The organism is Ornithobacterium rhinotracheale DSM 15997 (genome assembly GCF_000265465.1).
In the GTDB taxonomy this organism is placed as follows: domain Bacteria; phylum Bacteroidota; class Bacteroidia; order Flavobacteriales; family Weeksellaceae; genus Ornithobacterium; species Ornithobacterium rhinotracheale.
Window position 1 is genome coordinate 247,620 of record NC_018016.1, and the last position, 24,567, is coordinate 272,186.

At 36.1% G+C, this 24,567-nt stretch carries 19 protein-coding genes; 4 read left to right on the plus strand and 15 right to left on the minus strand.

The features are described 5' to 3' along the window. Positions 1-112 precede the first annotated feature (112 nt). The 3 genes from ORNRH_RS01200 (at position 113) to ORNRH_RS01210 (ending at position 8,384) form a co-directional block, all read left to right on the plus strand. Positions 113-3,091, plus strand: a complete 2,979-nt coding sequence (locus ORNRH_RS01200) for a protein translocase subunit SecDF (protein WP_014790092.1) — start codon at positions 113-115, stop codon at positions 3,089-3,091. Between the two features lie 182 nt (positions 3,092-3,273). Next, positions 3,274-6,441 (plus strand): SusC/RagA family TonB-linked outer membrane protein, encoded by a 3,168-nt coding sequence (locus tag ORNRH_RS01205; RefSeq protein WP_014790093.1) that lies wholly within the window; start codon positions 3,274-3,276, stop codon positions 6,439-6,441. A 20-nt stretch (positions 6,442-6,461) separates the two neighbouring features. Further along, complete coding sequence (locus tag ORNRH_RS01210) at positions 6,462-8,384, plus strand: SusD/RagB family nutrient-binding outer membrane lipoprotein (RefSeq protein ID WP_014790094.1); 1,923 nt, start codon at positions 6,462-6,464, stop codon at positions 8,382-8,384. Positions 8,385-8,839: 455 nt separating this feature from the next. Here the strand turns inward: ORNRH_RS01210 and ORNRH_RS01220 are convergent, their stop codons facing one another. The 14 genes from ORNRH_RS01220 to ORNRH_RS01285 all read right to left on the minus strand — a co-directional run bounded on the left by ORNRH_RS01220 (position 8,840) and on the right by ORNRH_RS01285 (position 21,993). Next, on the minus strand, positions 8,840-9,847 hold the full coding sequence (locus ORNRH_RS01220; RefSeq protein WP_081484544.1) for a peptidylprolyl isomerase: 1,008 nt from the start codon (positions 9,845-9,847) through the stop codon (positions 8,840-8,842). A 74-nt stretch (positions 9,848-9,921) separates the two neighbouring features. Next, a complete protein-coding gene (locus ORNRH_RS01225; protein WP_014790096.1) occupies positions 9,922-10,452 on the minus strand; it encodes an FKBP-type peptidyl-prolyl cis-trans isomerase in 531 nt (176 codons plus the stop codon). Continuing rightward, positions 10,421-11,446 carry a DHH family phosphoesterase gene (locus tag ORNRH_RS01230; protein ID WP_014790097.1) on the minus strand — a complete coding sequence of 342 codons (1,026 nt, stop codon included), beginning with the start codon at positions 11,444-11,446 and terminating at the stop codon, positions 10,421-10,423. The genes ORNRH_RS01225 and ORNRH_RS01230 overlap by 32 nt, the downstream gene beginning before the upstream one ends. 8 nt (positions 11,447-11,454) lie before the next feature. Beyond that, entirely contained in the window at positions 11,455-13,416 is a 1,962-nt protein-coding gene (locus tag ORNRH_RS01235) for an LTA synthase family protein (protein WP_014790098.1), read from the minus strand. Then, positions 13,413-13,778: a diacylglycerol kinase gene (locus ORNRH_RS01240; protein WP_014790099.1), complete on the minus strand. Its 366-nt coding sequence runs from the start codon at positions 13,776-13,778 to the stop codon at positions 13,413-13,415. Before ORNRH_RS01240 ends, ORNRH_RS01235 begins: the two co-directional genes overlap by 4 nt. After that, positions 13,775-15,049 (minus strand): APC family permease, encoded by a 1,275-nt coding sequence (locus tag ORNRH_RS01245; RefSeq protein WP_014790100.1) that lies wholly within the window; start codon positions 15,047-15,049, stop codon positions 13,775-13,777. The genes ORNRH_RS01240 and ORNRH_RS01245 overlap by 4 nt, the downstream gene beginning before the upstream one ends. A 3-nt stretch (positions 15,050-15,052) precedes the next feature. Next, entirely contained in the window at positions 15,053-15,397 is a 345-nt protein-coding gene (arsC, locus tag ORNRH_RS01250) for an arsenate reductase (glutaredoxin) (protein WP_014790101.1), read from the minus strand. A gap of 46 nt (positions 15,398-15,443) precedes the next feature. Further along, entirely contained in the window at positions 15,444-16,751 is a 1,308-nt protein-coding gene (locus ORNRH_RS01255; RefSeq protein ID WP_036600901.1) for an IdeS/Mac family cysteine endopeptidase, read from the minus strand. A gap of 148 nt (positions 16,752-16,899) precedes the next feature. After that, the gene (locus ORNRH_RS01260) at positions 16,900-18,036 is read right to left on the minus strand and encodes an acyl-CoA dehydrogenase family protein (protein ID WP_014790103.1); all 1,137 of its coding nucleotides are present in this window, start codon (positions 18,034-18,036) and stop codon (positions 16,900-16,902) included. Positions 18,037-18,049: 13 nt separating this feature from the next. Then, positions 18,050-18,946 carry a ComEA family DNA-binding protein gene (locus tag ORNRH_RS01265; protein ID WP_014790104.1) on the minus strand — a complete coding sequence of 299 codons (897 nt, stop codon included), beginning with the start codon at positions 18,944-18,946 and terminating at the stop codon, positions 18,050-18,052. A gap of 14 nt (positions 18,947-18,960) precedes the next feature. Continuing rightward, positions 18,961-19,182, minus strand: a complete 222-nt coding sequence (locus ORNRH_RS01270) for a PspC family transcriptional regulator (RefSeq protein WP_014790105.1) — start codon at positions 19,180-19,182, stop codon at positions 18,961-18,963. Beyond that, positions 19,176-20,441 (minus strand): DUF2851 family protein, encoded by a 1,266-nt coding sequence (locus ORNRH_RS01275; protein WP_014790106.1) that lies wholly within the window; start codon positions 20,439-20,441, stop codon positions 19,176-19,178. The genes ORNRH_RS01270 and ORNRH_RS01275 overlap by 7 nt, the downstream gene beginning before the upstream one ends. 15 nt (positions 20,442-20,456) lie before the next feature. Beyond that, positions 20,457-21,539, minus strand: a complete 1,083-nt coding sequence (prfA, locus tag ORNRH_RS01280; RefSeq protein WP_014790107.1) for a peptide chain release factor 1 — start codon at positions 21,537-21,539, stop codon at positions 20,457-20,459. 55 nt (positions 21,540-21,594) lie between these two features. After that, on the minus strand, positions 21,595-21,993 hold the full coding sequence (locus ORNRH_RS01285; RefSeq protein ID WP_014790108.1) for a hypothetical protein: 399 nt from the start codon (positions 21,991-21,993) through the stop codon (positions 21,595-21,597). Between the two features lie 42 nt (positions 21,994-22,035). Here ORNRH_RS01285 and ORNRH_RS01290 point away from each other — a divergent pair, with 42 nt between their 5' ends. After that, positions 22,036-22,656, plus strand: a complete 621-nt coding sequence (locus ORNRH_RS01290; protein WP_014790109.1) for an NUDIX hydrolase — start codon at positions 22,036-22,038, stop codon at positions 22,654-22,656. A gap of 59 nt (positions 22,657-22,715) precedes the next feature. Here the strand turns inward: ORNRH_RS01290 and argS are convergent, their stop codons facing one another. Next, a complete protein-coding gene (gene argS / locus ORNRH_RS01295; protein ID WP_014790110.1) occupies positions 22,716-24,470 on the minus strand; it encodes an arginine--tRNA ligase in 1,755 nt (584 codons plus the stop codon). Positions 24,471-24,567 lie beyond the last annotated feature (97 nt).

A 24,567-nucleotide genomic window follows, 5' to 3' on the forward strand; every position in this document is an offset into this window, starting at 1 on the left:
TAAGAAATATGTCATATTAAGCATTTTAACGCAAATTAAAATTGTGAAGAAACTTAACAAATGTTATATTTGCGAGTTATTAAAAGAAAAATTAAAAGTAATTTAAAGAATAATGCAAGGAAAAGGATTAGTTATCTCGTTTGCGATTGCTCTTGCGGTGTTGAGTGTGTACTACCTAAGTTTTACTTGGTACACTAGAAGCATCGAGGAAAAAGCAAACCGAGAGGTGGTTTACAAAATGGATTCGATTGAAAAGAAAAATCCGAATCTAACGGTTGCTGAACAAGAATCTTACGAAAATGAATTTACTCGTAAGGCGCTAGATCAGTTAAGCAAGGATACTTTAAATTTAGGTTTCGTAAAATATACTTACGAAACTGCCAAAGACAAAGAGATTGCTTTGGGACTAGATTTAAAGGGTGGAATGAACGTGATTTTACAAGTTTCTGTAAAAGATTTATTGGAAGACTTGTCTGATCATTCTACCAATCCGCAGTTTAAAGAAGTGCTTGAACAAACTGATTTGGCACAAAGAGGTAGCAACAGAGATTATTTAGATGATTTCTTCATTCAGTACAATGATTTGAAGAAAAAAGATCCATCGCTTCGATTGGCTTCATCTGGGTGGTTTGGTACTCGTAAAAACAGCGAGAAGATTGGTATCAACACTACGGATGCTGAAGCTGAAAAAATAATCAGAGAATATGTAGAAGCAAAAGTAAGTACCGCTTATCAAGTAATCCGTGCTCGTATCGACCAGTTTGGTGTAACTCAGCCAGTTGTTCAACAAATTGGAGAAAAATCAAGTGGTAGAATCTTGGTGGAACTTCCAGGGATTAAGGATACAGATCGTGTGAAAAAATTATTGCAATCTACTGCAAAATTGGAGTTCTGGGAGGCGGTTCGCCTAGATGAGAGCATTCACAACTATTTTGTAAGCTTAAGCCAAAAAATAGAGGCAGCTCAAATCGAGAAAGGAAAAGATTCGCTACAATCTGTAAGAAATTCATTGATTTCTAAATTAGCTCCTGCAACAGGAAGCAACGCTATCTATTATGTAAGAGTTCAGGATACTGCTATTGTGAATAATGCACTTAAAAACCCAATTGCAAAAACTATTTTGCCTGCAAACATGAGATATTTTAAATTCTTATGGGGGAATAAGGCTTCTGAAACAGCAACTAATGAATACATCTTGCCGCTATACGCCATCCGTGGAAATGCTAAAAATTTACCATTGCTTGATGGTGGTGTGGTTACAGATGCTAGAGCTGAAAGACAGACTCAAACAATTAGACACAATGTCGTGGTTTCTATGCAAATGAACTCAAAAGGTTCGCAAGAATGGTATGAAATCACTAAAAAATTCAAAGGACAACCAATTGCTGTTGTGTTAGATAACTTAGTTTATACAGCTCCAAATATTAATGAACCTATCTCGGGAGGGCGTTCTCAAATCACTGGAGACTTTACCATGAATGAGGCTAAAGATTTAGCAAGTGTTTTGGCAGCAGGTTCTTTACCAGCTTCAGCTAAAATTATCCAAGTAGATGTTGTAGGACCTTCGTTAGGTAAAGAATCTATCCACAATGGTATTGTGTCTTTTGCGATTGCACTATTGGTAGTATTCATCTACATGATTTTCTTCTACAACGGTGCTGGATTTATCTCAGTCATTGGTCTATTAGCCAACATCTTATTCTTGATGGGTATTCTAGTGTCGTTTGGAGCGGTGCTTACACTCCCAGGTATTGCAGGTATTGTGCTTACTATGGGTATGGCGGTAGATGCCAATGTGATTATCTATGAAAGGGTAAAAGAAGAATTGAGCAAAGGCAAAGGCATTAAACAAGCTTTAGGTGATGCTTACACTTGGAAAGGTGCTTACTCTGCAATCATCGATGCGAATTTAACTACATTGATTACTGCAATTGTTTTATTCTTCTTCGGAGACGGACCTATCAAAGGTTTTGCTGTAACCTTAATCATTGGTGTATTTACTACTTTATTCACTTCAGTGTTATTGTGTAAATACTTCATCTACAGACGAGTGGATAACGGAAAATCAATCACATTTGGTAACAAGATGACAATCAACTTCTTGAAAAATGTAAATATTGATTTCTTCAAATTCAAAAAAGCTGCTTTCATTTTATCATCTATCTTAATTCTTGTAAGTATTGTTTCGCTTGCTACAAGAGGATTGAACTTAGGTATTGAGTTCCAAAATGGTAGAGAATATAAAGTGAGATTTGACAAGCAAGTGAAGGCTAACGAAATCGCTGCAGATTTAGCAAAAGTATTTATTGATGAAAATGGAACCAAATACTCTCCTAATGTTGTAACCATTGGTAATGCAAACCAAGTAAAAGTTACCACAAAATATAAGAGTAATGATGATAGCCAAGCAGTAGATGTGGAAGTTGAGAAAAAATTATACGAAGGCTTGAAACAACATTTCCCTAACCTATCATTTGACCGATTTGTGAATGTAGGTGCAGGAAAAGATGGAGCTCTAGGTGTTGTAGAGTATAGAAAAGTAGGACCATCTATTGCAGATGACATCACTTACAACGCATTCTACTCTGTAGCCATTGCATTAAGCTTGGTATTCCTTTACTTATTACTCACATTCCGCAAGTGGCAATTCAGTGCAGGTGCCGTATTAGCAACCTTGCACGATACCATCATCGTATTAGGATTATTCTCAATCTTCTATGGTGTTTTACCATTCTCTCTAGAGGTAGATGTTGCATTCATCGCTGCAATTCTTACTGTAATTGGATACTCTCTGAACGATACTGTAATTGTATTTGACAGGGTGAGAGAATTTATGGGAGATTTCAAAAACATGCCAGTAAAAGATGTAATCAACAAAGCAGTAAATACTACTTTGACTCGTACATTGAATACATCACTTACAACATTGTTCGTAATCTTAGTAATCTTTATGTTCGGAGGAGAATCAATCAGAAGCTTTATGTTTGCACTACTCATAGGTGTGGGTGTAGGTACATACTCTTCTGTATTTGTAGCAAGTTTCTTGCTTTATCAATTCTCTAGCAAAAGAAAAGTAGAGAACAAAAAATAAGTTTAAATACTGAATTTTTAAAAGCCACTCAATTGAGTGGCTTTTTTTATGGAATAATTAAAAACTTTTCACACACCCATTCTTAACATAGAAAAGTTAATTTTAAATAATTCTGAATTAAATTATTGTTCATTATATAAATAACTCCTAAATTTAGAACAGTAATTCAAAATTTTTCGAGTATGAGAAAATTAATAATTAAAGTGATTTTCTGTTCCGCAGCTATTGTTGGGAGTATCCCATATACATACGCCCAACAAACGGTTATAAATCACGTTGTAAAGGTTTCAACTCCTATGCCTGATTTACTACAATCTTTGGCAGAAAAGTCCGGTAAAAAGATAGATTTTAAGGCAAGTGATTTAGATGATATTTTAGTATCCCCGCACGACTTTAAAAATCTCACCTTAAAAGAAGCTCTTGAATATCTTTCTTCAAACTATCCTATTGAGGTAGATTACGAAAAGGGAAAAATTGAAATCTTAAGAGACTACTCAAGAGATCAATTACTTGGGTTAAACAATAAAATCGACTTAAAATCTGTCGTAGTCACAGCTTTAGGCATTAAAAGAGAAGAAAAGTCATTAGGCTACGCTCTACAAGAAATCAAAGGAGATGATTTAGTAGCATCAAAAGAAAAAAATATTACAAATGCTCTAAGTGGGAAAGTAGCAGGGCTTCAAGTTGTAAAAGGAAGTAATGGTCCTGCAGGCTCTTCCAAAATCGTATTAAGAGGAAATAATTCATTGACAGGAGACAATCAACCACTTATTGTCGTAGATGGTATTCCTATGGATAACTTTACTGGAGCTACAAATAATGACTTTTACAACCCATCTACAGATATGGGAAATGGATTGGGAGATCTAAACCCAAATGACATCGAAAGCATGTCTGTACTGAAAGGACCCGCTGCTGCTGCTTTATATGGTTCTAGAGCAGGAAATGGTGTAATATTAATCACCACTAAAACTGGAAAAAAACGTAAGGGATTGGGCATTACATACAATTCATCTATTGGTTTTGAAACCATATTTATGTCTCCTGATATTCAAAGTTCTTTTGGACAAGGTACAAATGGTATTTACAATGCACTGAATGGAAGTAGCTGGGGGCCAAAAATTGAAGGGCAAACTGTTGAGAATTGGGATGGACAACAGGTTCCTTTAAAATATTATAACAACCTAGACAATTTTATGAAAGTTGGTTATGAAACACAGCAATCTCTATCTTTTCAACAACAAATCAGCGAAGGAACATCTCTATATTCATCAATCACTTATGTGAATAACAGAAGTAATATACCTGGTGCTGAACTTAGAAGAATTAATTTCGTAACAAGAGCTCTTACAAAATATGGAGAAAGCAAAAAATTATCAACAGACTTCAAAATACAATATATTAATTCAAGAGTTAGAAATAGACCTTTGAGTGGTAGTCGTATCAAAAATAGCTTTAGAACATTGGTTGCTATGCCTGTAACTGTTGATGTAAGAGATTTTGAAAATGCAGTAAATAAGTATGGAAATCATTTCTGGTACAATCCTTCCGCTGGACTAAACCCATACTGGGCTTACAAATATGATATAAACAAAGATTCTAGAGATCGCTTCTTGCTTCATGGTGCCATAAAATATGATTTTACAGACTGGCTATTTGCTGAATTAAAGGTAGGTTCTGACTTGTACACCACCAATAATGAATCAAAAACCTACGGAAAAGGAATTTTAACTCCAAATGGATTTTATTCAACTGGCAAAGGGACTTTTAACGAAACAAACGGAAGTTTTTTAATCAGTGCTACTAAAGATAATTTATTTGGAAAATTTGGAATGGCAGCAACATTTGGTGGGAATCTAATGAATCGCAAAAGATCTTATATTGGTGTAAACGCTGGAGAACTAGAAGTTCCCAACCTATTCTCTGTGTACAATAGTAAAGGAAACCCCACTCCAGAAGAAAGTATTAGTCAACACAAAATCAACTCATTGTACGGAACTTATCAAATTAGTTACGACAAATTCTTATTCTTAGACTTTACAGGTAGAAATGATTGGAGCTCAGCTTTAAGTAAAAAAAATAGATCTTTCTTCTACCCGTCAATCAGCACATCTATTGTTTTTTCAGAAATGATAGAGAAAATTAGAGATGAAAAAATCTCATGGCTAAATTATGGTAAAATTCGAGCATCATATGCTTCTGTAGGTAACGATATGGGTCCTTATCAATTATATAACACTTATACAATAAACAAAGATCCTAATGGAAATGTAATCGCAGGTACTAATAAAGTTTTATACAATGAAAATGTAAAAAATGAATTGATTAAATCTTGGGAATTAGGCTTTGAGGCTAAAATGTTTAAAAATAGAATTGGTTTAGATTTCTCATTATATAAGTCAAATGCGACCAATCAAATTCTAAACTTGCCTAAAGACCCTACAAGTGGATATGTAAGTGAAAAGGTAAATGCAGGAGACATTGAAAATAAAGGTTTTGAACTTATGCTTAATGCAGATATTATTAGAGCAGAATCATTTAACTGGAATTTGAATGTAAATCTTTCTAGAAACATCAACACCATTATAGAACTTACAGAAGATGTATCTCAATATCAATTAGGTGGTTTTGAAAATGTAAAAATATTAGCTGCAACTGGCGAAAAGTACGGAGTTATTTATGGATCTAAATATGCCAGAGTTGAAGATGTAAACAGCCCATTCTATGGAGAAATTATCGTTGATAAAGAAGGCGTGCCAAACGCAGCTAACGGATCTTTCTATTTAGGTAGCCAGCAACCTAATGCCCTACTAGGCATTACCAACAGTTTTAAGTATAAAAATTGGAATTTTAGCTTTTTGATTGATGGTAGATTTGGAGGTAAAATATTTTCAGGAACCAATTATGGATTAAAACAAAATGGTAATTCTGCACTCACCGTCGTTGATGGAAAAAGAGAAGATATCATTTTCAATGGAGTTGTAAGCGATGGAAATGGAAACTATACTAAAAATACAAAAGCCATTTCGCCTCAATTATTCTGGACTCAATTAAGTGGTAAATCAAACCCTAATTTGGGTATTACAGAAGATAACTTATACGATGCCACAAACATTAGAATTAGAAATATTCAAATCGGATATAAACTACCGAGTAAACTAACTGACGCAATAGGAATTCAATCAGGAAAGATAGGATTTTCAGTAAATAATGTTTTGATGTTAAAAAGCCATTTAAATGGAATAGATCCAGAATCTGTTTATGCTACAGGTACAAATGCTACAGGTTTTGAATATTTCTCTCCTCCAACGTCAAGATCATATTTCATAAACTTTTCCCTTAGTTTCTAAAATTTTTAAATTTAAAAAAAATGAAAAATTCAAATATTTATAAAATTGCTGCCTTATCCATATTTACTACTTTTATCTCTTGTAAGGACTTTGAGGAAATAAATATAGATCCTCTAGCAGCAAATATAGACCAAGTTCAAACCGAGTACTTTATCAATAATTCAATCATCGGAACTCAACAAAATCCACACATAGCAGAAAGAGTTTTTATCCTCTATTGGAAAGCAGCTGGTAGAATGGATAGAATTAACACATTACCAATTGGAGTTTCTAATGATGACTGGACTAGAGATTATTATGACTATCTAGCTGGCTGGCAAACTAATGTAAACACTGCAATAAAAGTTGCAGAAAACTTGGAAAAACAAGGAAAAGCAGAAGATTATGTGAAAAATTTAAAGCAAGTTGCTCGAATTTGGAGAGTATACCTACTTAGTGAAGGTGTTGACAATTTTGGTCCATATCCAATCAGCAAATTTGATGGAAGCAATCCTGAATTTTCCAGTGTCGAAGAAGTTTATAAATTTATGCTAAAAGAGCTAAAAGAAGCATCTGAGACTATGATTGATAATGTAAATGTAGAAGATCGCGTAGCAAAATTAGACCCTGCTTATAGATATGATTTTGACAAATGGAAACGATATGCAAACTCTATGAGAATGCGACTTTCTATGAGAATTTCAGAAGTATCTCCTGACATTGCCAAACAAAACTTTGAAGACGCTGCTAAAAGCAATAAATTTATTGAATCTTTAAGCCAAAATTTCCAAGTAGAAGAAAAACCAGGCTGGAGTGATCTAACTGGAGTAATGAGTCGTGAATGGAATAATCAATATTTATCATCTACAGCAAATAACCTATATATAGGACTAGGGGGGATAAAATCTTCGGAACTACTTAGTAATTACTCACAAGATTTAAAAAACTATATAAAGCCTGAAAACTATTTAGGAGTAAAATACGATAAACATTTTGCAACTAAAACAAATGATCCATCCGCAGGATTTTGGTTTGATGGCTTACACTACAGCATGGATCCAAGAGCGTACAAAGCTTATCCAATTCCTGGAAATTTTGAAGACCCTCAGTTCAATTACTATCCTTCTTGGTCTAAAAAGAATGTTACCGAAACTAAACGAACTTTAATCAATGTAGAAGATAAAAAAGTTCTAAAAGAAATTAATGCAAAATATACATGGAATACTTATAGTTTAGGAGATTGGGGAGAAAAAGCCGCTATAAACAATCTATTTGGATGGCCTGGAACTTTACCAAGATTGGTAACTAAATTTAGAGATAGCTCGGCTAAAAGAATTTTCTTTGCCTCTTGGGAAACATATTTCCTTATTGCTGAAGCTTCTTTGAAAGGATGGAGTGTTCCTATCGAGGGTAAAACTGCATATGAAAAAGGAATTAAAGAAAGTTTTGAATACTGGGGCACCTTGCCTTATTATGACAAATACATTGCCTCTGATTCATATAATAAAAATGGAACATCTGTTAAGTGGGAGCACACAACAGAACCTTCACCTATAAATATGGATTACATGGATGGTTACTCCAATCAAAGTAAAACAGTCATTTATGAATATCCAAAAAATAAACTATATAAAAACGGAACCATAAAAAATGATCAATTGACTAAAATCATCACACAAAAATTCATTGCTCAACTTCCATGGTTACCACTAGAAACTTGGAGCGACCACAGAAGATTAGGATTACCTTTCTTTGATAATCCAGCTATAGAACAACCTCTCCCTGGTATTCCTACCTTGAACGATAATAATTATAAAGAAAGTAAGATTGAGTTTTTTCCACAAAGGCTTCCATATCCATCTAACCTGAAAAACAATGTTCCGAAAAGTTATCGACAAGCAGTTGAATTACTTGGAGGAGAAGATAATGTACATACTCCATTATGGTGGGCTAAGAAAAAATAATACTTCCCATTATCCTTTTTAACCTCTGTAATTTGATTACAGAGGTTTTTTACTTAAATCTCTTATCTATTAAAATCACAGGCAAAATATACCAAGAGATCAAACATAAAAGAAGAATAAGATTACACACTAGCTTTGCCCATTGTTTCTTATGTTTTAAGAAAATAGCCTCAATAAATAAAATTAAAAAAAATACAATATTTATTATTGGCAAAATAATTAAGAACAGAAACACTCCTCCCTCATTAAAAAATGCAATACTCAGCCCAAAAACTAAGCTATAAACAAGGATTAAAATGAGTAACCGCAACAAAAAATGCTTAACAACAGTAAAGCACTAACTAATATTTTTCTTTTTTCTGGCTCCATTCAACTAAAATATATTTTAAACATTTTTGAATACAAAAAAGCCTTATCCACAAAGATAAGGCTTTTTCTAAATTTTCGTTTTTCTATTATTTGTCTAAAACTTCCATATCAAAGAACAAAGTAGCATTTGGCGGAACGACTCCACCTGCTCCTTGCGATCCATAGCCCAATTGTGGCGGAATGATTAAAAATACTTTACTTCCACGATTGAACATGGTAAGAGCTTCCATCCAACCTTGGATTAAACCAGTTAATCCAACATCGATATTTAAAGGCTGATTTCTATCGTAAGATGAATCTAATTTTCTACCATCGGCAAGACGCAATGTGTAGTGAACATCGATATTGTCTCCTTTTTTAGGTTTTTCGCCTGTGCCTTCTTCAAGCACTACATATTTTAATCCGCTTGGAGTAGATTCAGCTTTTGCGCTTAAATCTTTTATTCTTTGTACTTCTTTTTTCATTTCTTCTTCTCTTTTTCTTTTGGCTTCTTCTAGTTTAGCTTGGTGATCGGCTTTAGCTTTTTCAAATGCTTTATTGGCATCATATTTTTTGTAGGCGTCTCCTTTACGCACGATTTCTACCTTGTTGATTTTGATATCTTCTTTCGGCTTGTCTTGTGCGTTTTTCTCTACATTGGCAATGGTATCAATTACATCTAAACCTTTTACCACTTGCCCAAAAATAGTGTGTCTGCCATCTAACCAAGGTGTAGGCACCTCAGTGATAAAGAACTGGCTACCATTGGTATTAGGACCTGCATTTGCCATAGAAAGCACCCCTTTTTTATCATGTTTTAAGTCATTGTCTACTTCATCTTCGAAATCGTATCCAGGACCTCCCACACCAGTACCTTGTGGGTCTCCCCCTTGAATCATAAAATCTTTGATCACTCGGTGAAAAATCAACCCGTCGTAATACGGAACGCCTTTTTTCTTGGCTTTGTTTTCTTTTACGCCTTCTGCCAAACCGATAAAGTTTGCCACCGTCATAGGCGCTTCTTGCTCGTATAATTTAATTAGCATGTCGCCCTTAGAGGTTTCCATGTTGGCATATAAGCCATCGTCTAAATTTTTAAATTCTTCTTTACTCATAAATTTTGGAATTGAGGTACACCTTGTGAGGAATAAGCCCGCAAGGCATACTATTAAAATTGTTTTTAAATTTCTCACTTATTTTTATTTTCAATTAATTCTATTTCTATAACTAAAGGCTCATTGGCTCCAATTTTATTGCCATCTCCGTTGGCACCATACGCCAAAGACGAAGGCAAAAGCAGGGTAGCCTTTTCGCCCGCGTTCATTCTTTTCAAGGCATATTCTATGCCAATTAGCATTTCTGCCTTGCCCATTACTTGCTTTTTTTTGCCAATTTCCGAAGCAGAATACAGCACACTATCCTGCAAATCTTTTATGACATAGGTATAAACAATTGTATCGTTGTCTTGAGTATTTTTTTCGCCCAACTGCGTTTTCGTCATTTTAAAACCTGATTGCGTATTCACAAATTCCTGGGAGGGATGCGCTTGCATGTAGGCATCAAAATATTGATTTTCTAAGTTTTTTAAATCACGATTAAATTGCTTAGAATATTCCATAAATCCGCCTTTTTTGTATTGAGACGGATATTGTGGCGGGTTGTGCGTGCAAGCCCCCAAGGCGATTAGGCTAAGCCAAAGTATTTTTGAGTTTTTCAGCATAATTAGGCAACAAATCTATGAATTTTTTTACAGTTTCTTCTAGGCTAAGCTCCGAACGCCCTCCTGCTGCGTTGATATGACCGCCCCCGCTAAAATGCGTGCGTGCCAATTCGCTTACATCAAAATCTTCTTTAGACCTAAATGAAATTTTGACAAAATCCTTTTGTGTGTCTTCTGCCATAAAGACAGAAAATACATAGCCTTTTAAATTTAAACCATAATTTACAAAAGCATCGGTATCCCCTTTCTGGAATCCATTGCTGAGCAATTCCTCTCGGCTTAAAGTGAAAAGTGCCGTTTTGTACTCGGGAAACAATTGCATATTGTCTAAAAATCGACTGAGCAATTTGAAACGGGCTTCGGTGGCGGTGTCAAAAATTTCGTCTTGAATTTTATACGGCAAGGCTCCTTTGCGCACCAATTGTGCCGCAACTTCCAAGGTAGAAGCCTTGACCGACGGAAATCTGAAATTTCCCGTATCGGTGAGCAATCCTGTGTATAAGCAAGTAGCGATGTCCTCGTCAATGAATTCCGTCCAATTCATTTGCTCGGCCAAATGATATATCATTTGGCAAGTGGCTGGCATCTCGGTATCCGAGTACACAAAATCAAAATCATCTGGTTGCTGGTGGTGATCGATTAAAATCTTTAATTCTCTAGATTTTTCTACCGCCGTGCCCAGTTCATCGATTCTGTCGAGCGAATTAAAATCTAGCAAAAATATAATTTCGGCATTTTTTATTTTAATCTCAGCACCTTGTGGATTGAATTCTGAATTGAAAACCGTCTTGGAATAAGGCATGAATTTCAAAAACTTAGGAAAATCATTTGGGCTCACGACTTCTGCCTTGTGTCCCATTTTGATTAAAATTTGAGCCAAGGCTACCGTGGATCCAATGGCATCGCCATCGGGATTCTTGTGCGGAATCACTACGATTTTTTTAGGCGTTTGGAGTATTTTTTTAAGTTCTTGTATCTGAGATTCTGTAAACATGTTATTTTTTAATTTTTGACTTTCATTTTGCCATTTCTAAATCGCTCACTTGCCGTTTGATAATAGCTTATCGTGAGATTTAAAAGACTATCTACGGGCTTTTTCAATTCTATGAGATTGGTATTTTTGGCGTCCCAAAGATATTGATTGTATTTTTTTCTGTCGTTTAATTCGGTAAAAATATTATTTTTTAACAATCCGAGCGTTCTGTAATTTCCGATTAATGCTCGCTCATCTTCTTTATTAAATTCAAAAACATTTTCGCCATAAAACTGGGAATCATAGCCCCAGCCTAAATATCCAAAAAGTGTAGGCATCAAATCTATTTGAGAACAAAGTCTGTCTTCTTTTTTCTCCAGTCCTGCATTGTAGATAAAAGCCGGAATGTGGTGTTTCTCGACATTGATTTCCCACTTGCCTGCACTACTCGCGCAGTGATCTGCCACGATAACAAAAATCGTGTTTTTGAACCATTTTTCTTTTTGTGCTTGTTTTATGAATTTTTCCAAGGCATAATCGGTGTACCGCACCACGCTCTCACGCTCTCCTTGTGGCATATCTACCGCTCCTTCTGGAAAAGAATAGGGCTTATGATTGGAAGTGGTCATAATAAATTGAAAAAATGGCTTATTCTGGGCATAAGATTTTTGTGCATATTTAAGCGATTGCTTGTAAATATCCTCATCGGCAATGCCCCACGCGTTTTCAAAAGTCACCTCATTATCTTCGATTTCATAGCGTTTGGTATCCAAGAAATCAGGTAGAGGATTTCCTCTATCTCGATCCACGATTTCAAAACCTTGTCCGCCAAAAAATGTATTCATATTATCGAAATAACCATCGCCTCCATAAATGAATTTTAAATCATAATTTTTCTTCTTTAAAACCGTAGCGATAGAGAAAAGGCTATCGTTGTTCAATCTTCTCACTATGCTATTGCCTGGTGTAGGCGGCACGCACAAGGTTAAAGCCTCCATACCACGCACCGTGCGTGTGCCTGTTGCATACAAATTGGTAAAAAAGATACTTTTGCTAGACAAAGAATCCAAAAACAGTGTAAGCTTTTCTTTATTCCCAAAAACACCCAAGAAATCTGCACTTAAACTTTCAATAGTAACAAGAATAATGTTTGGCGTTTTCAGCGTGTCGCTAGTGGCTGGAACAATTCTTTCAATATTATCAAATTCGGAATTTGTGTATTTTTCTCCTTTTTGTAATAAGTTTTGTTTCAAAATAGAATATGCCTCTTTATCATCAAGTTGCATGTAAAACTTACTGTAATCTAGCTCATTAGCTCTATATGCTGCAAAAATAGAATATACGCCATTTTTGCTTAATTCGCTCTTATAAGTATTTTGGCTCCATTCGGCATCGGTATTTTTTACTGAAAAAATGTAAATGGCAGCGACCAGAAAATATCCTACCACCACCCATAAACGGCTTAAAAATTTAGTTTTTTGATTAAATGTATTGTATAAACTTTTAGTCTTATAATAAATGAAAAATAAAACCAAAATAAATAACACTAGCCCTCCTACTAAAAACGGAATCGGATAAGATTGATTGATGTTTTCTACAACTTCGTAAGTATAAATTAAGTAATCTACTGCAATGAAATTAAATCTTACATTAAACTCATCCCAAAAAGGAAATTCTGCGGCAATGGCAAATAGACTTATGAAAAGCATAATGCCCGTGATGAAGAAAGTGAGCACACGATCTACTATGCTGCCGATGAATCTTGAAGGGAAAAACAACAGATAAACTAAATAAAATAAACTAAAAAATACGACTGCACCAATGTCAAAAAATAGCCCGTATCCAAATATTTTCAATAGATTAATGATTGAAAAATCTATACTATTGAAACTTAAAATATAGAAAATTAAACGAGTTAAGAAACAAAGTAGCAAAAAAGTGATTTGAAATGCCCATAAAAGGCTAAATCTGGATTTCAGTATATTTTTCATAAAGCGCATATATAAGGGTAATAAATTAATACTCCGATTACTAAACTGATAAGTACCGCAAAACCTGATGCTCCCGCCGAAACATCTTTTATGAAACCTATCTTCTGATGAAAATCTGGATGCACAAAATCACATAGTTTTTCTATCGCGGTGTTTAAACTTTCTGCCGTTAAAATCAAGGCTAAACAAAAAAGCTGAATTGCCCACTCTATGCGACTAATCCCGAAATAAAAACCTAGAAATATGAGCGGGGTAAATAGTATGATTTGTGAAATAATGGCATGCTCTGTCGAAATCAATTTCCACATGCCTATGAATACATATTTTACGCTTTTTATGCGTCCTCCTACAAATTTTTTCATTTTTTATATTTTTTATATACCCACTCTACAAGAAAACAAAATAAGATAATTCCTGCCGAAACATAGATTCCTAGTTTATTTTCTTGCCATTGTTGATTGACTAAAATTACAAATGCAATAGCACTTAATATTGTTCCCAAAAGTGGAATGATTCTGACTGAATTTGTGCTTTTATAGCACTTTAAATTAACTAAATTTACTACGCCAAAAATAAGAATAAAACCAAGGCTTCCCGCCGTAGATATGCTTTCTAAATCGAGCGTGTTTACTAAAACAAAGGTAGAAACTGCCGTGATCATAAGCCCTATGGGTTGCCCCCATAGTTGCCCCAGAAAATGATGCGGAAGCTCTTTATCCTCTGCAATTTCATAATTTACTTGGCTACCACCATATAATGAGGCATTTATCGCAGAAAAAGTGGAAATTAATGCCGCAATGGTGATTATGGTAAACCCAACTTTACCTAGCATAGGTTTTGCAGCCTCGGCAAGCACATAATCCTGCGCCCTCGCAATATCCGAAAAAGGCAAAGAACCCACCGTAACATAAGCAATTACGATATATAAAAGAATTACAAAAATCACCGAGATGTAGTAAGCTCGTGATACATTTTTTTCTGGATTTACTAAATCTGGCACTGCATTGGCTATGAGCTCAAATCCTTCATATGCCACAAAAATCACCATTCCGCCCGCAAAAAGCTTTACGGGAGATTCCCAATGCGAAATGGAAAGCTGCGAAATGTACTGACTCTCCATCAAGCCATAGCCCCCGATGGCTACGAAGGCTAATAGTATTATTAATTTGATAATCACAGCGTAGGACTCTATTTTCCCTACGACTGCAATGCTGTAATAATTGATAATGGTGGCAAATAAAATAATGAAACTTGCAAATAAGTGAAAATCAAGTTTTTTATCGCCCATGATTTCCCACAAGTTTGGGGCATATGAACCAAATGCCGATGCATAGAGCGATAGCATAATGATGTAGCTTAACCACAATAAATTATTTATCGCCCCGCTAAAAACCGTTACACCAAATCCTTGATTTACAAACTTTACCGTTCCTCCACGATCAGGATAAGTTTGCGAAAGCTTGGCATAGCTATATGATGTAATCAAAGCTAAAATCCCCGCAAACAAAAATGCTACGGGGGTACCTCCTTTTGCCAAAGAAACGGCTAATCCAAGCACGGCAAAAATACCGCCACCCACCATTCCTCCAATTCCGATGGAAATTGCCTCTTTTAGACCTATTTTTTTTTGCATTCTTTAGTCTAAAATTTCATCGATTTTTTCGGTAGGGCGAGCCACAACGGCTCTGTCTCCATTGATTACGATAGGGCGTTCGAGCAATTTTGGATTTTCTACAATGGCAGAAATAATCTGCTCATCTGTTAAATCTTTTCCTTTGTAGTTTTCTTTCCAAATATCTTCGTTGGTTCGTACCAAATCTATGGGCTTTAATCCTGTTTTAGCTAAAATATCTTTAATTTGATTTTCGGATATTTTTTCGTCTAAATATTTATAGATTTCAAATTTTTGGTTTTTATCTTCTAAATACTGTAATGCCGCACGACTTTTGCTACATCTGGGATTGTGAAACACTTTGATCATCTTGAACAATTAAATTTTTAACTTTAAATGTTCAAATTAAATAAATTTATCTTTGTTTCGCAAAATATTCTTTCCAAATTTGTTTCCCCAATGATAGACTTGAAATTTCTGTTACTTCAATTGTTGGCTCTCCTGTGCTTCCGTCTGTATAAATTTTATCGCCTTTATAAGTTACTTTAGTCTTTTTAAGCCCTATCAGTCTTCCATCTTCTGTTGTATTTGATTTTGTATCATTGCTATTGGTATAATATAGCGCATCCACAAATCCTTTTTCATCGAAATGAGCTCCCCAAACGACAATTGCATGCCCCCCGCCGGCGATTTGAATACCTATAGACATGACATCTCCTCGGCTGAGTGCTTGATCACAAAACTTGGTAAAACGATAAGCATCAACGTTAAAATCTCCATTGGCTATGTTTTTATTTTTAAAAACTTCTTCGAAAAATCCTCCGCCTGGGATTTTCACGCTAGAGTCTGATAAAAACCAATTAAACGCAGGCTGAACACGGTTTCCGCGCGATGGCCAATGTTTTTTCAAATATTTGTAAATCTCACTATTGTATGTATCTTTATACTCTCTTGGCATTCCAGATTTTTCTAAGGTTTTACCTTTTAATCTGTAATATTCCTCAATATTTTCTTTGTTTTGATCCATCCACCAATGCAAAACATTTGCTGTGGTAGCTGCCCAACAAAGCGGATCGTTTGCTTGGTCTGTATCATACCATTTTTTGGTTTTATCCCAAACTACTGTTTTATTTTCTGAATATCTAATCGGCACCCAATCGTTTGCTTGGGGAATATCTACCCCTTCTGCAAAAACATCTTGATTTTTATATTTTTTGCTTGGTTCGTTAAGTAAAGATTTATCTATTACCTGCCAAGCGACGTACAAAGTTACATCATGCGAGGGCATTTTAAACTCTCTTCCGTGTTTAATCCATGCACCTTCTTCGGGAGAATCGTTGTAGCCTCCTCTGGCTTCATAATTAAATCTTTTGAAATGATCTCTCGGGTCGGGTAATGATACTACTTCTCCTGGTTTGGCAAATATATCGTTTATAGCTCCCGTTCCGCCTGCTGCATTAAAAGATAATCGGTAGGTGCCTTCGGGATTGGTTCCATTGTCGGTGTTTGGTGTTGTAGGAGTTTCTGTTGTGGGATTTTCGCCTGAGTCGTCTCCTGCATTATCTCCTGTTTCATCACTAGTGGTGCTAGGGATTTCATCTTTTCCTTTCTCTTTTACTACTTCTTTTTTCTTTATCTCTGGCGTGCTGTTTTCATCATCGCTACACGAATAGACTAAAAAAAGCATAACTGAAAGGCTTAAAAGAAATTTTATCTTTTTCATTTTTTTCTGGAAATTTATTTGACTGCAAAGTTAGATTATCTTTGGATAATAAACACACTCCATCAAGTACTTTTTATTTTTAGCAATGTAAAATTCAAAAAAAAAAAACAGAAAGCTTTTTTACGGCTTTCTGTTCTTCTATCCTAAGTTATTTTAAAATCTCGCGTCCTATCACCAGTTTCTGAATCTCTGTGGTTCCCTCTCCTATGGTACACAATTTTGAATCTCTAAAGAATTTTTCCACAGGAAAATCTTTGGAATAACCATAGCCCCCAAAAATTTGTACCGCATCGGTGGCGATTTCCACACAAGATTCCGAAGCATACCATTTAGCCATAGCACCTTCTTTGGTCATTTTTAGATTTTTCTGCTTCATTTCGCAAGCTTTCAAAATCATTAATTCAGAAGCGTGAATTTTAGTTGCCATTTCTGCCAATCTAAAATTAATGGCTTGGAAATTAGCAATTGGCTGACCGAATTGTTTTCTTTCCTTAGCATATTGCAACGCTGCTTTATAAGCCCCTTTTGCAATACCCAAAGCCAAGGCTGCAATCGAGATTCTCCCGCCATCTAAAATGGCTAAAGCCTGTCTGAACCCGTCGCCCACATTGCCTAAACGATGCGAATCTGGCACGCGTACATTATCAAAAATCAATTCGGCTGTTTCCGAAGCACGCATACCTAATTTATTCTCTTTTTTACCAGAAGTAAAGCCTGGCATTCCTTTTTCTAGCACAAAAGCGGTTGAATTCCCCGAAGTTCCCACCTCGCCCGTGCGCGTCATAATCACAGCAATATCGCCAGAAATCGCGTGTGTAATGAAGTTTTTCGCTCCATTAATCACCCATTCATCGCCATCTTTCACGGCAGTGGTACTCATCCCGCCCGCATCAGAGCCCGTATTGTGCTCGGTAAGTCCCCAAGCTCCTAGAGCTTGTCCAGATGCCAATTTCGGAATCCATTTTTGTTTTTGTTCCTCGTTCCCAAAAGTCAAAATATGATTGGTACAGAGCGAGTTGTGAGCCGCCACCGACAATCCAATGGAAGGATCTACTTGCGAAATCTCGTCGATAATGTCCACATACTCCTCATAACTCAAGCCCGAACCGCCTAATTCTTCTGGCACAAATACGCCCATACAGCCCATTTCGCCCAATTCTTTAAACAATTCTACAGGAAAATGTTGTGCCTCGTCCCACTCCATCACATGGGGTTTAATTCTTTGTTCGGCAAAACTTCTAATGGCTTCTACAATGATATTTTGTTCTTCTGTTCTTTCTCTCATTTTCTCAAAATTTTCAATCAAATTTTAATATATATTGATTTTTTAGCTGGGTTAAAAGTTCGATATTATCAATCTTCAATTTTTCTAAATCTGCGACTGATTTAAACTTCCCCATAAAACCCCGAAATTTAAGAATATTTTTAGCATCTGCCTCACTAAATCCTATTTTTAACCAATCTTTTAAAGTCATTTCATTGGGATACAAAATCATATTTTGCTGCTTTTTCTGAGGTGCAGACTTCGTTTTGGGCAGAGTAATAAAATCTTTTATTTGATTAAATTTAAAATCATTAATAACATAGCAATCCTTAATTTGTTGTAAATTCTCAAATTCACCACCCAAAATTTTATCTCTGTATTTAATTATAGCTTGGGCTTGTTTTTCTGAAAAGCCCAGCTGTTCCCAGCCTTTTTGGTCTAAAGTATTAGGATTAAAATTCGATATTTTAATGGATTTTTTATCACTAAAAGTTTTCGGCGATGGTGGCGTAGATTTCGTTGCCACTTCGCGGAGTTCAATATACGGTAGAAGCTCTTTAAATTTCGCCTCGCTCACGACAAAGCAATTCGCAAATTCTTCCGCGGATTGGAAGTTTCCGCCCAGAGAAAAACGATATTTTACAATGATTTCTGCTTGCTTTTTAGAAAAGCCTAAACGCTGAAACCCCTCGGCATCCAAAGCATTGGGATTAAATTTTTCTAACTGAATTTCGGTAGTTTTTTCATCTAAACTTTCGGTTTGTGCTAAATAACTTTTCACCTCATCGGGAAGCTCGGCGGGCTTGCTTTCTGCTGAAAAATTAGGCATAAATTCTAAACCTAAAAGCCCCACAACGACCAAAAAACACAACAACAAAAATGCAACTCGCTGACTACGATTGACTGAAAAATGCTGAAAAAAATCCCTCAAAATGTGTTTTTTAATTATAAATCAAAAACTGATTTTCTTTTTTTGATGAAGCCGTCTTTTACCCAAAGGAAAAACGCCATGATTAAATAAAAAACAAAGGTAATTCCTAATGTGGCAAAAGATAAATAAATGAAAAGCAAACGCAATTTGGCGGCACGCATTCCGAGCTTGTCCGAAATACGAGAAATTACCTCAAATCCGTGAGCTTCCATTTTGATTCTTAAATCGTCTAGCATGATTTTAAAACTTGATTTCCAATGTTACAAGATAAACATTTTTTGTGATTGCAAAAACTTTTTTTCAATTCTAGCAAAGCTTGGCTATCTTGTGCATTTTCAATTTCAATTCCTAAATTTCTAAAATTCAACAAAATAGAGTTTTCTTCGGCTGGAATTTCGGCATAAGCCTCTAAAAATTTTTCCACATCAAAATCGGCTTGATTTTTCTCAAATAAAAACAAAATCGGATACCAAACATTGATTAAGATTAAATGAATCAACGATTTGGATATTTTTTTAGTCGTTTTTCGTTTGCTTTCTACGCCTATTTTATAATGATTATCCCAATATTCGCTCGTGGAAAATCGCTCAAAAATGGTGTAAAATTCTTTTAAATTCCGTGCCGATTGTAGCAAAGAAAACATTTGGTGCGTTTCGCGATAAATCCCTGCTAATTGTGCAATTCTCAGCGTAGGAAAGCTCGGCGGGCGCAATCGCAAAAACTTAAATAAATGATTGGAAACGGGCGACAATTGATGTTTATGCCGAATAAAATCATAGGATTTTTTCAACGCAATGCTATAATCATCTTGTGGCTCTTCCAGAAATCCCGCTTGCCCTAAAAGCAATGCCTCGGCTTCTCCATGATTGGCACGCAACACTTGGAAAGGAAAAGATTTAGCCAAAAGCCGCATAGGCTCGGCATTGATTTTCAATCCAAAAATATAGCTTAATTCTTCAAACAAAAGGGCTTCCCAATCGCCTTTTAAATATTGCAATCGCTGATTGAGCTGCTCGGATTTTTGTTGCAATCGATCGATGAATAATCGCTCGGTAAAGGTTTTTAGATAAAAGTCATCTAGATCTCCCATGAATTTTTCGCAAGGAATGAAATCAAAATTTTCTTGCAAATTTTGATATTTCCCGATGATGGCATTTGGCAAATATTTCTTTAGTTCTAAAGTAGAAAATTTGCCCAATGATTCTTGGTAATCGTCTTCAAAAACGATGTGCAAAATGATATTTTGGTAGTTTTTGTCTTGCTGATGATTATGCAAAATCCAGTCAGACGATTTTACATGAATTTCCACATTGCCAGCCCATAAAATACCATTGATTTTCAATTTGGCATTGATGAAATCGGGACCTGCGTGCTCGTTTCTCTCTCCTGGCGAAATCACCTCGATGCTCTCGCCTTGGGTAGAAAGCAAAGGCGTTCCTTTACTCCACAGTTTAAATTTCCAAATGTAGTAAAGAAACGCCTCGTTTATTATCATAGAACAAATTTTGTCTTATATCGCCTCCTCGCCTTTCATTTTTTCGGCGTTTTCTGCTAATTTAAGTGCATCGATCATCTCTTGAATGTCGCCATTCATAAAGTTATCGAGATTATAAATCGATTTATTGATTCGGTGATCGGTCACACGCCCTTGCGGATAGTTATAAGTACGGATTTTTGCCGAACGGTCTCCCGAAGACACCAACGAACGACGCTGTGCGGTACGCTCGCTCATAATTTTTTCAAACTCGATTTCGTATAATTTGGTGCGGAGCATTTGCAAGGCTTTTTCTCTGTTGGCGTGTTGCGAACGAGATTCTTGACACTGAATCATGATTCCCGTAGGCTTGTGCGTTAATTGCACCTTGGTCTCTACCTTGTTTACATTCTGTCCTCCCGCTCCACTTGAACGCGCTGTTTGGTATTCCAAATCTGCTGGGTTGATTTCCACATCCACTTCTTCTGCCTCTGGCAATACAGCCACTGTAATCGCCGAAGTGTGCACACGCCCTTGCGACTCCGTTTCTGGCACACGCTGCACACGGTGCACCCCACTTTCAAATTTCATTGTTCCGTACACAGAATCACCGCTCACCTCGAGCACCAATTCTTTGTATCCTTTGATTCCTCCTTCGGTTGCGTTTAAAACCTCAAAATTCCAATTTTTACTTTTGAAATACATAGAATACATACGGAAAATATCTTCTACGAAAATCGCCGCTTCGTCCCCACCAGTTCCTGCACGCAATTCCACAATCACGTTTTTGTCATCTTCGGGATCTTTCGGAATTAAAAGATATTTCACTCTTTCCTCGATTTCTGGAATCGCTGCCAGTGCACTGTCTTTTTCCTCCTTGGCAAGCTCTACCATATCTCTATCCTCGGCAGATTCGATGATTTGGTTTGCCTCCTCGAGCAAGTTTAATTGTGCCTCGTACTCTTCTTTTACCTCAACAATTTCTTTTAAATCTGAGTATTCTTTATTGAGCTTGGCATAACGCTGATGATCGTTGATGACATCGGGCTGAATGATTAAATCAGCGATTTCATCAAAGCGTTGTTGTATTCCTTGTAGTTTTTCTATTAAGTTTGACATGGTTCAAATTCTTTGAAAGTGGGTGCAAAATTAAGGATTTTATTTCAATTTTTATTTAGCTATATTTTTGGGCTAAATTATCCATTAATTTTTCAAGAAAATTGGTCAATGGTCGCTTTACCATCATCTCAATCATCGGATTGAATTTTCCATTAAAATCAATAAAAACCTGAGTTTGTGAATCGCCCAACGCCTCGGTTACAATTTTCATTTCATAATTAAAGTTGGCATTCGGTGATTCAAATAAAATGTAATTGGGTTCGTTGATTTCTTTTAATTTAAGCCCTACCTTTGGCATTCCATTCAACTGAAAGTCAAAACCTTTAGCATCATCATACAGAAAGAAATTGGTATTTTCTGGCATTAAGCTTTCGTAATTTTCTGGCTGTGCTAATGTTTGGTGAATTTGTGCCTGTGGCTGATTTATAACAATTTTTTTACTTTCAAATTTCATTTTTTAATTAATTTTATATCTTTAAAATGTAAAACTACAAAAATGTACAGAGTTTTTATTAATAATGTAGAAGTTTCTTTTGCTGAAAATCCAAGTAAAAAGGCTAATTGCCTAAATATCGTGGTGAAAAACACCAAGGTTTTTGAACACATTTACAACCTTTGTATGCTCGAGGAAAACGAGGGCGAAATGGGTTCTTTTTGTATTGTTTCAAAAAAGCCTAAAAATACTTTTGAGGAGTTTAAAGCAAGTTTTGAGAACATCAAAGCGGCAGGCGGTATTGTTCAAAATAAAAAAGGGGAAATTTTGATGATTTATCGCCTCAATACTTGGGATTTACCCAAAGGAAAAATCGAAAAAGATGAGAAAAAACAAGCGGCCGCACTGCGCGAAGTGGAAGAAGAATGTGGCATTACAGATTTAAATATTACTAAAAAATTGCCGAAGACTTATCACATGTACGAGCTTAAAGGCAAGCCCGTTTTGAAAACAACTTACTGGTATGAAATGCTCTACAAAGGCGATGAATTGCCTACGCCACAAACGGAAGAAGATATTTCTGAAGCACAATGGTGCGACCGATCTTTTGTGCTAGATGTGCTGAAAAATAAATCAAGTTACAAAAATATCGAAATCTTGCTAGAAGATTATTTAGAGTTATAAAAAAACAATGACGCCGAGCGAAATTTCGCTCGGCGTCAATTTTTATAAAATTATGAACATTACATTCTTTGTGGCACTTTGATTCCAAGTAAATTGAGTGATTTTTTGATTTTCACGGCTACTTGCTCGGCTAGGTGCAAACGAACTTGTTTTTGCAAATCGGTATCGGCGTTGAGAATGCTGTGATTTTGATAGAACGAATTAAATTGTTTTACCAAATCATACACATAGTTTGCAATCAAAGCGGGGCTCAGTTCTTGAGCGGCTTTTTGCACTGTTTCGTTGTATTCGTTAATGGCTTTAAGCAAATCTTTTTCTATCGTGCTGAATTTATATTCGCTCATATCTACCGATTGTGGCTGCTCTCTGCGCAACACCGACTGGATACGCACATAAGCGTATTGAATAAATGGCCCTGTGTTCCCGTTGAAATCGATGCTCTCTTTGGGATTGAACAAGATTCGTTTTTTAGGGTCCACTTTTAGGATATAATATTTCAACGCGCCCAGCCCGATGATTTCGTATAATTCTTCTTTTTCCTCTTCGCTGAGCCCATCTAATTTTCCTGCTTCGGCAGCAATGTCTTTGGCGGTTTGTTTCATCTCATCCATCAAATCGTCTGCGTCTACCACGGTTCCCTCACGAGATTTCATTTTCCCGTCTGGCAAGTCAACCATTCCATATGATAAATGATGTAATTGGTCTGCCCAATCAAAGCCTAATTTCTTTAATATTAAAAATAAAACTTTAAAGTGATAATCTTGCTCATTCCCCACGACATAGGTCAAACCATCGATATTGTAATTTTTGAAACGCTCTACGGCTGTTCCTAAATCTTGCGTGATGTAAACCGAAGTTCCGTCGGCACGCAATACTAATTTTTCGTCTAGTCCTTCGCTGGTTAAATCAATCCAAACTGAGCCGTCTTCTTTCTTGAAGAAAACACCTTTTTCTAAACCTTGATTCACCAAATCTTTACCGAGCAAATAAGTTTCGCTCTCGTGCTGCACTTCGTCGAAGTTTACACCAAGACGCTCATAGGTTTCATCAAATCCTTTGTACACCCAATCGTTCATCGTAGCCCAAAGCGTACGCACTTCTGGGTCGTTGGCTTCCCATTTTCTGAGCATTTCTTGTGCTTCTAAAAAGATAGGAGCTTTCTTTTTCGCCTCTTCCTCGCTCACGCCTTGCTCCACCAAATCTTTGATTTCTGCACGATAGGCTTGATCAAAAGCTACATAGTATTTCCCCACCAAATGGTCGCCTTTGATATTGGCGCTTTTCGGTGTTTCGCCGTTGCCAAATTTCTGCCACGCCAACATGGATTTACAAATATGGATTCCACGATCGTTCACGATTTGTGTTTTGATGACTTCGTTGCCCGCCGCTTTTAAAATCTCGGCTACCGAGTAGCCCAATAAATTGTTACGGATATGCCCCAAGTGCAATGGCTTGTTGGTGTTAGGCGAAGAGTATTCTACCATCAATTTTTGTTGAATGGCTGGGGCTTTTTCGCCCTCCGTTAATTGCTGTAAGTATTCTGCAAAAAACTTTTCTGAAAGTACAAGATTCAAAAATCCTTTCACAACATTGTAGCCCGAAAAAAGATTTTTTTCCATCAAAGCCTCTCCTATCATTTCGCCCGCTTGCTCTGGTTTGGTTTTAAGCAAACGCACCAATGGGAAAACGACTAAAGTGTAATCTCCCTCAAACTCTTTTCTCGTAACTTGAATTTCCACACTCTCTGGCGAAAGCTGAAATTTCTCCTTTAGCGTGTCTAAAATTATCTCGGCAATATGTTGTTTTATGTTCATTTAATTTAAAAATTTATATTTTTAATTTTCCTTGAATAAAAATTACACAAAAATCAGATTTTTCCTCATAAAAAATATGAATTTAAACGATTTTTGG

Bases quoted from the DNA above. Each gene is read 5' to 3' on its own strand.
- arsC (WP_014790101.1), bottom strand. From the start codon at position 15,397: ATGATCAAAGTGTTTCACAATCCCAGATGTAGCAAAAGTCGTGCGGCA.
- ORNRH_RS01245 (WP_014790100.1), bottom strand. From the start codon at position 15,049: ATGCAAAAAAAAATAGGTCTAAAAGAGGCAATTTCCATCGGAATTGGA.
- ORNRH_RS01235 (WP_014790098.1), bottom strand. From the start codon at position 13,416: ATGAAAAATATACTGAAATCCAGATTTAGCCTTTTATGGGCATTTCAA.
- ORNRH_RS01205 (WP_014790093.1), top strand. From the start codon at position 3,274: ATGAGAAAATTAATAATTAAAGTGATTTTCTGTTCCGCAGCTATTGTT.
- ORNRH_RS01200 (WP_014790092.1), top strand. From the start codon at position 113: ATGCAAGGAAAAGGATTAGTTATCTCGTTTGCGATTGCTCTTGCGGTG.
- argS (WP_014790110.1), bottom strand. From the start codon at position 24,470: ATGAACATAAAACAACATATTGCCGAGATAATTTTAGACACGCTAAAG.
- ORNRH_RS01260 (WP_014790103.1), bottom strand. From the start codon at position 18,036: ATGAGAGAAAGAACAGAAGAACAAAATATCATTGTAGAAGCCATTAGA.
- ORNRH_RS01210 (WP_014790094.1), top strand. From the start codon at position 6,462: ATGAAAAATTCAAATATTTATAAAATTGCTGCCTTATCCATATTTACT.
- ORNRH_RS01275 (WP_014790106.1), bottom strand. From the start codon at position 20,441: ATGATAATAAACGAGGCGTTTCTTTACTACATTTGGAAATTTAAACTG.
- prfA (WP_014790107.1), bottom strand. From the start codon at position 21,539: ATGTCAAACTTAATAGAAAAACTACAAGGAATACAACAACGCTTTGAT.
- ORNRH_RS01230 (WP_014790097.1), bottom strand. From the start codon at position 11,446: ATGTTTACAGAATCTCAGATACAAGAACTTAAAAAAATACTCCAAACG.
- ORNRH_RS01255 (WP_036600901.1), bottom strand. From the start codon at position 16,751: ATGAAAAAGATAAAATTTCTTTTAAGCCTTTCAGTTATGCTTTTTTTA.
- ORNRH_RS01240 (WP_014790099.1), bottom strand. From the start codon at position 13,778: ATGAAAAAATTTGTAGGAGGACGCATAAAAAGCGTAAAATATGTATTC.
- ORNRH_RS01285 (WP_014790108.1), bottom strand. From the start codon at position 21,993: ATGAAATTTGAAAGTAAAAAAATTGTTATAAATCAGCCACAGGCACAA.
- ORNRH_RS01270 (WP_014790105.1), bottom strand. From the start codon at position 19,182: ATGCTAGACGATTTAAGAATCAAAATGGAAGCTCACGGATTTGAGGTA.
- ORNRH_RS01220 (WP_081484544.1), bottom strand. From the start codon at position 9,847: ATGAGTAAAGAAGAATTTAAAAATTTAGACGATGGCTTATATGCCAAC.
- ORNRH_RS01290 (WP_014790109.1), top strand. From the start codon at position 22,036: ATGTACAGAGTTTTTATTAATAATGTAGAAGTTTCTTTTGCTGAAAAT.
- ORNRH_RS01225 (WP_014790096.1), bottom strand. From the start codon at position 10,452: ATGCTGAAAAACTCAAAAATACTTTGGCTTAGCCTAATCGCCTTGGGG.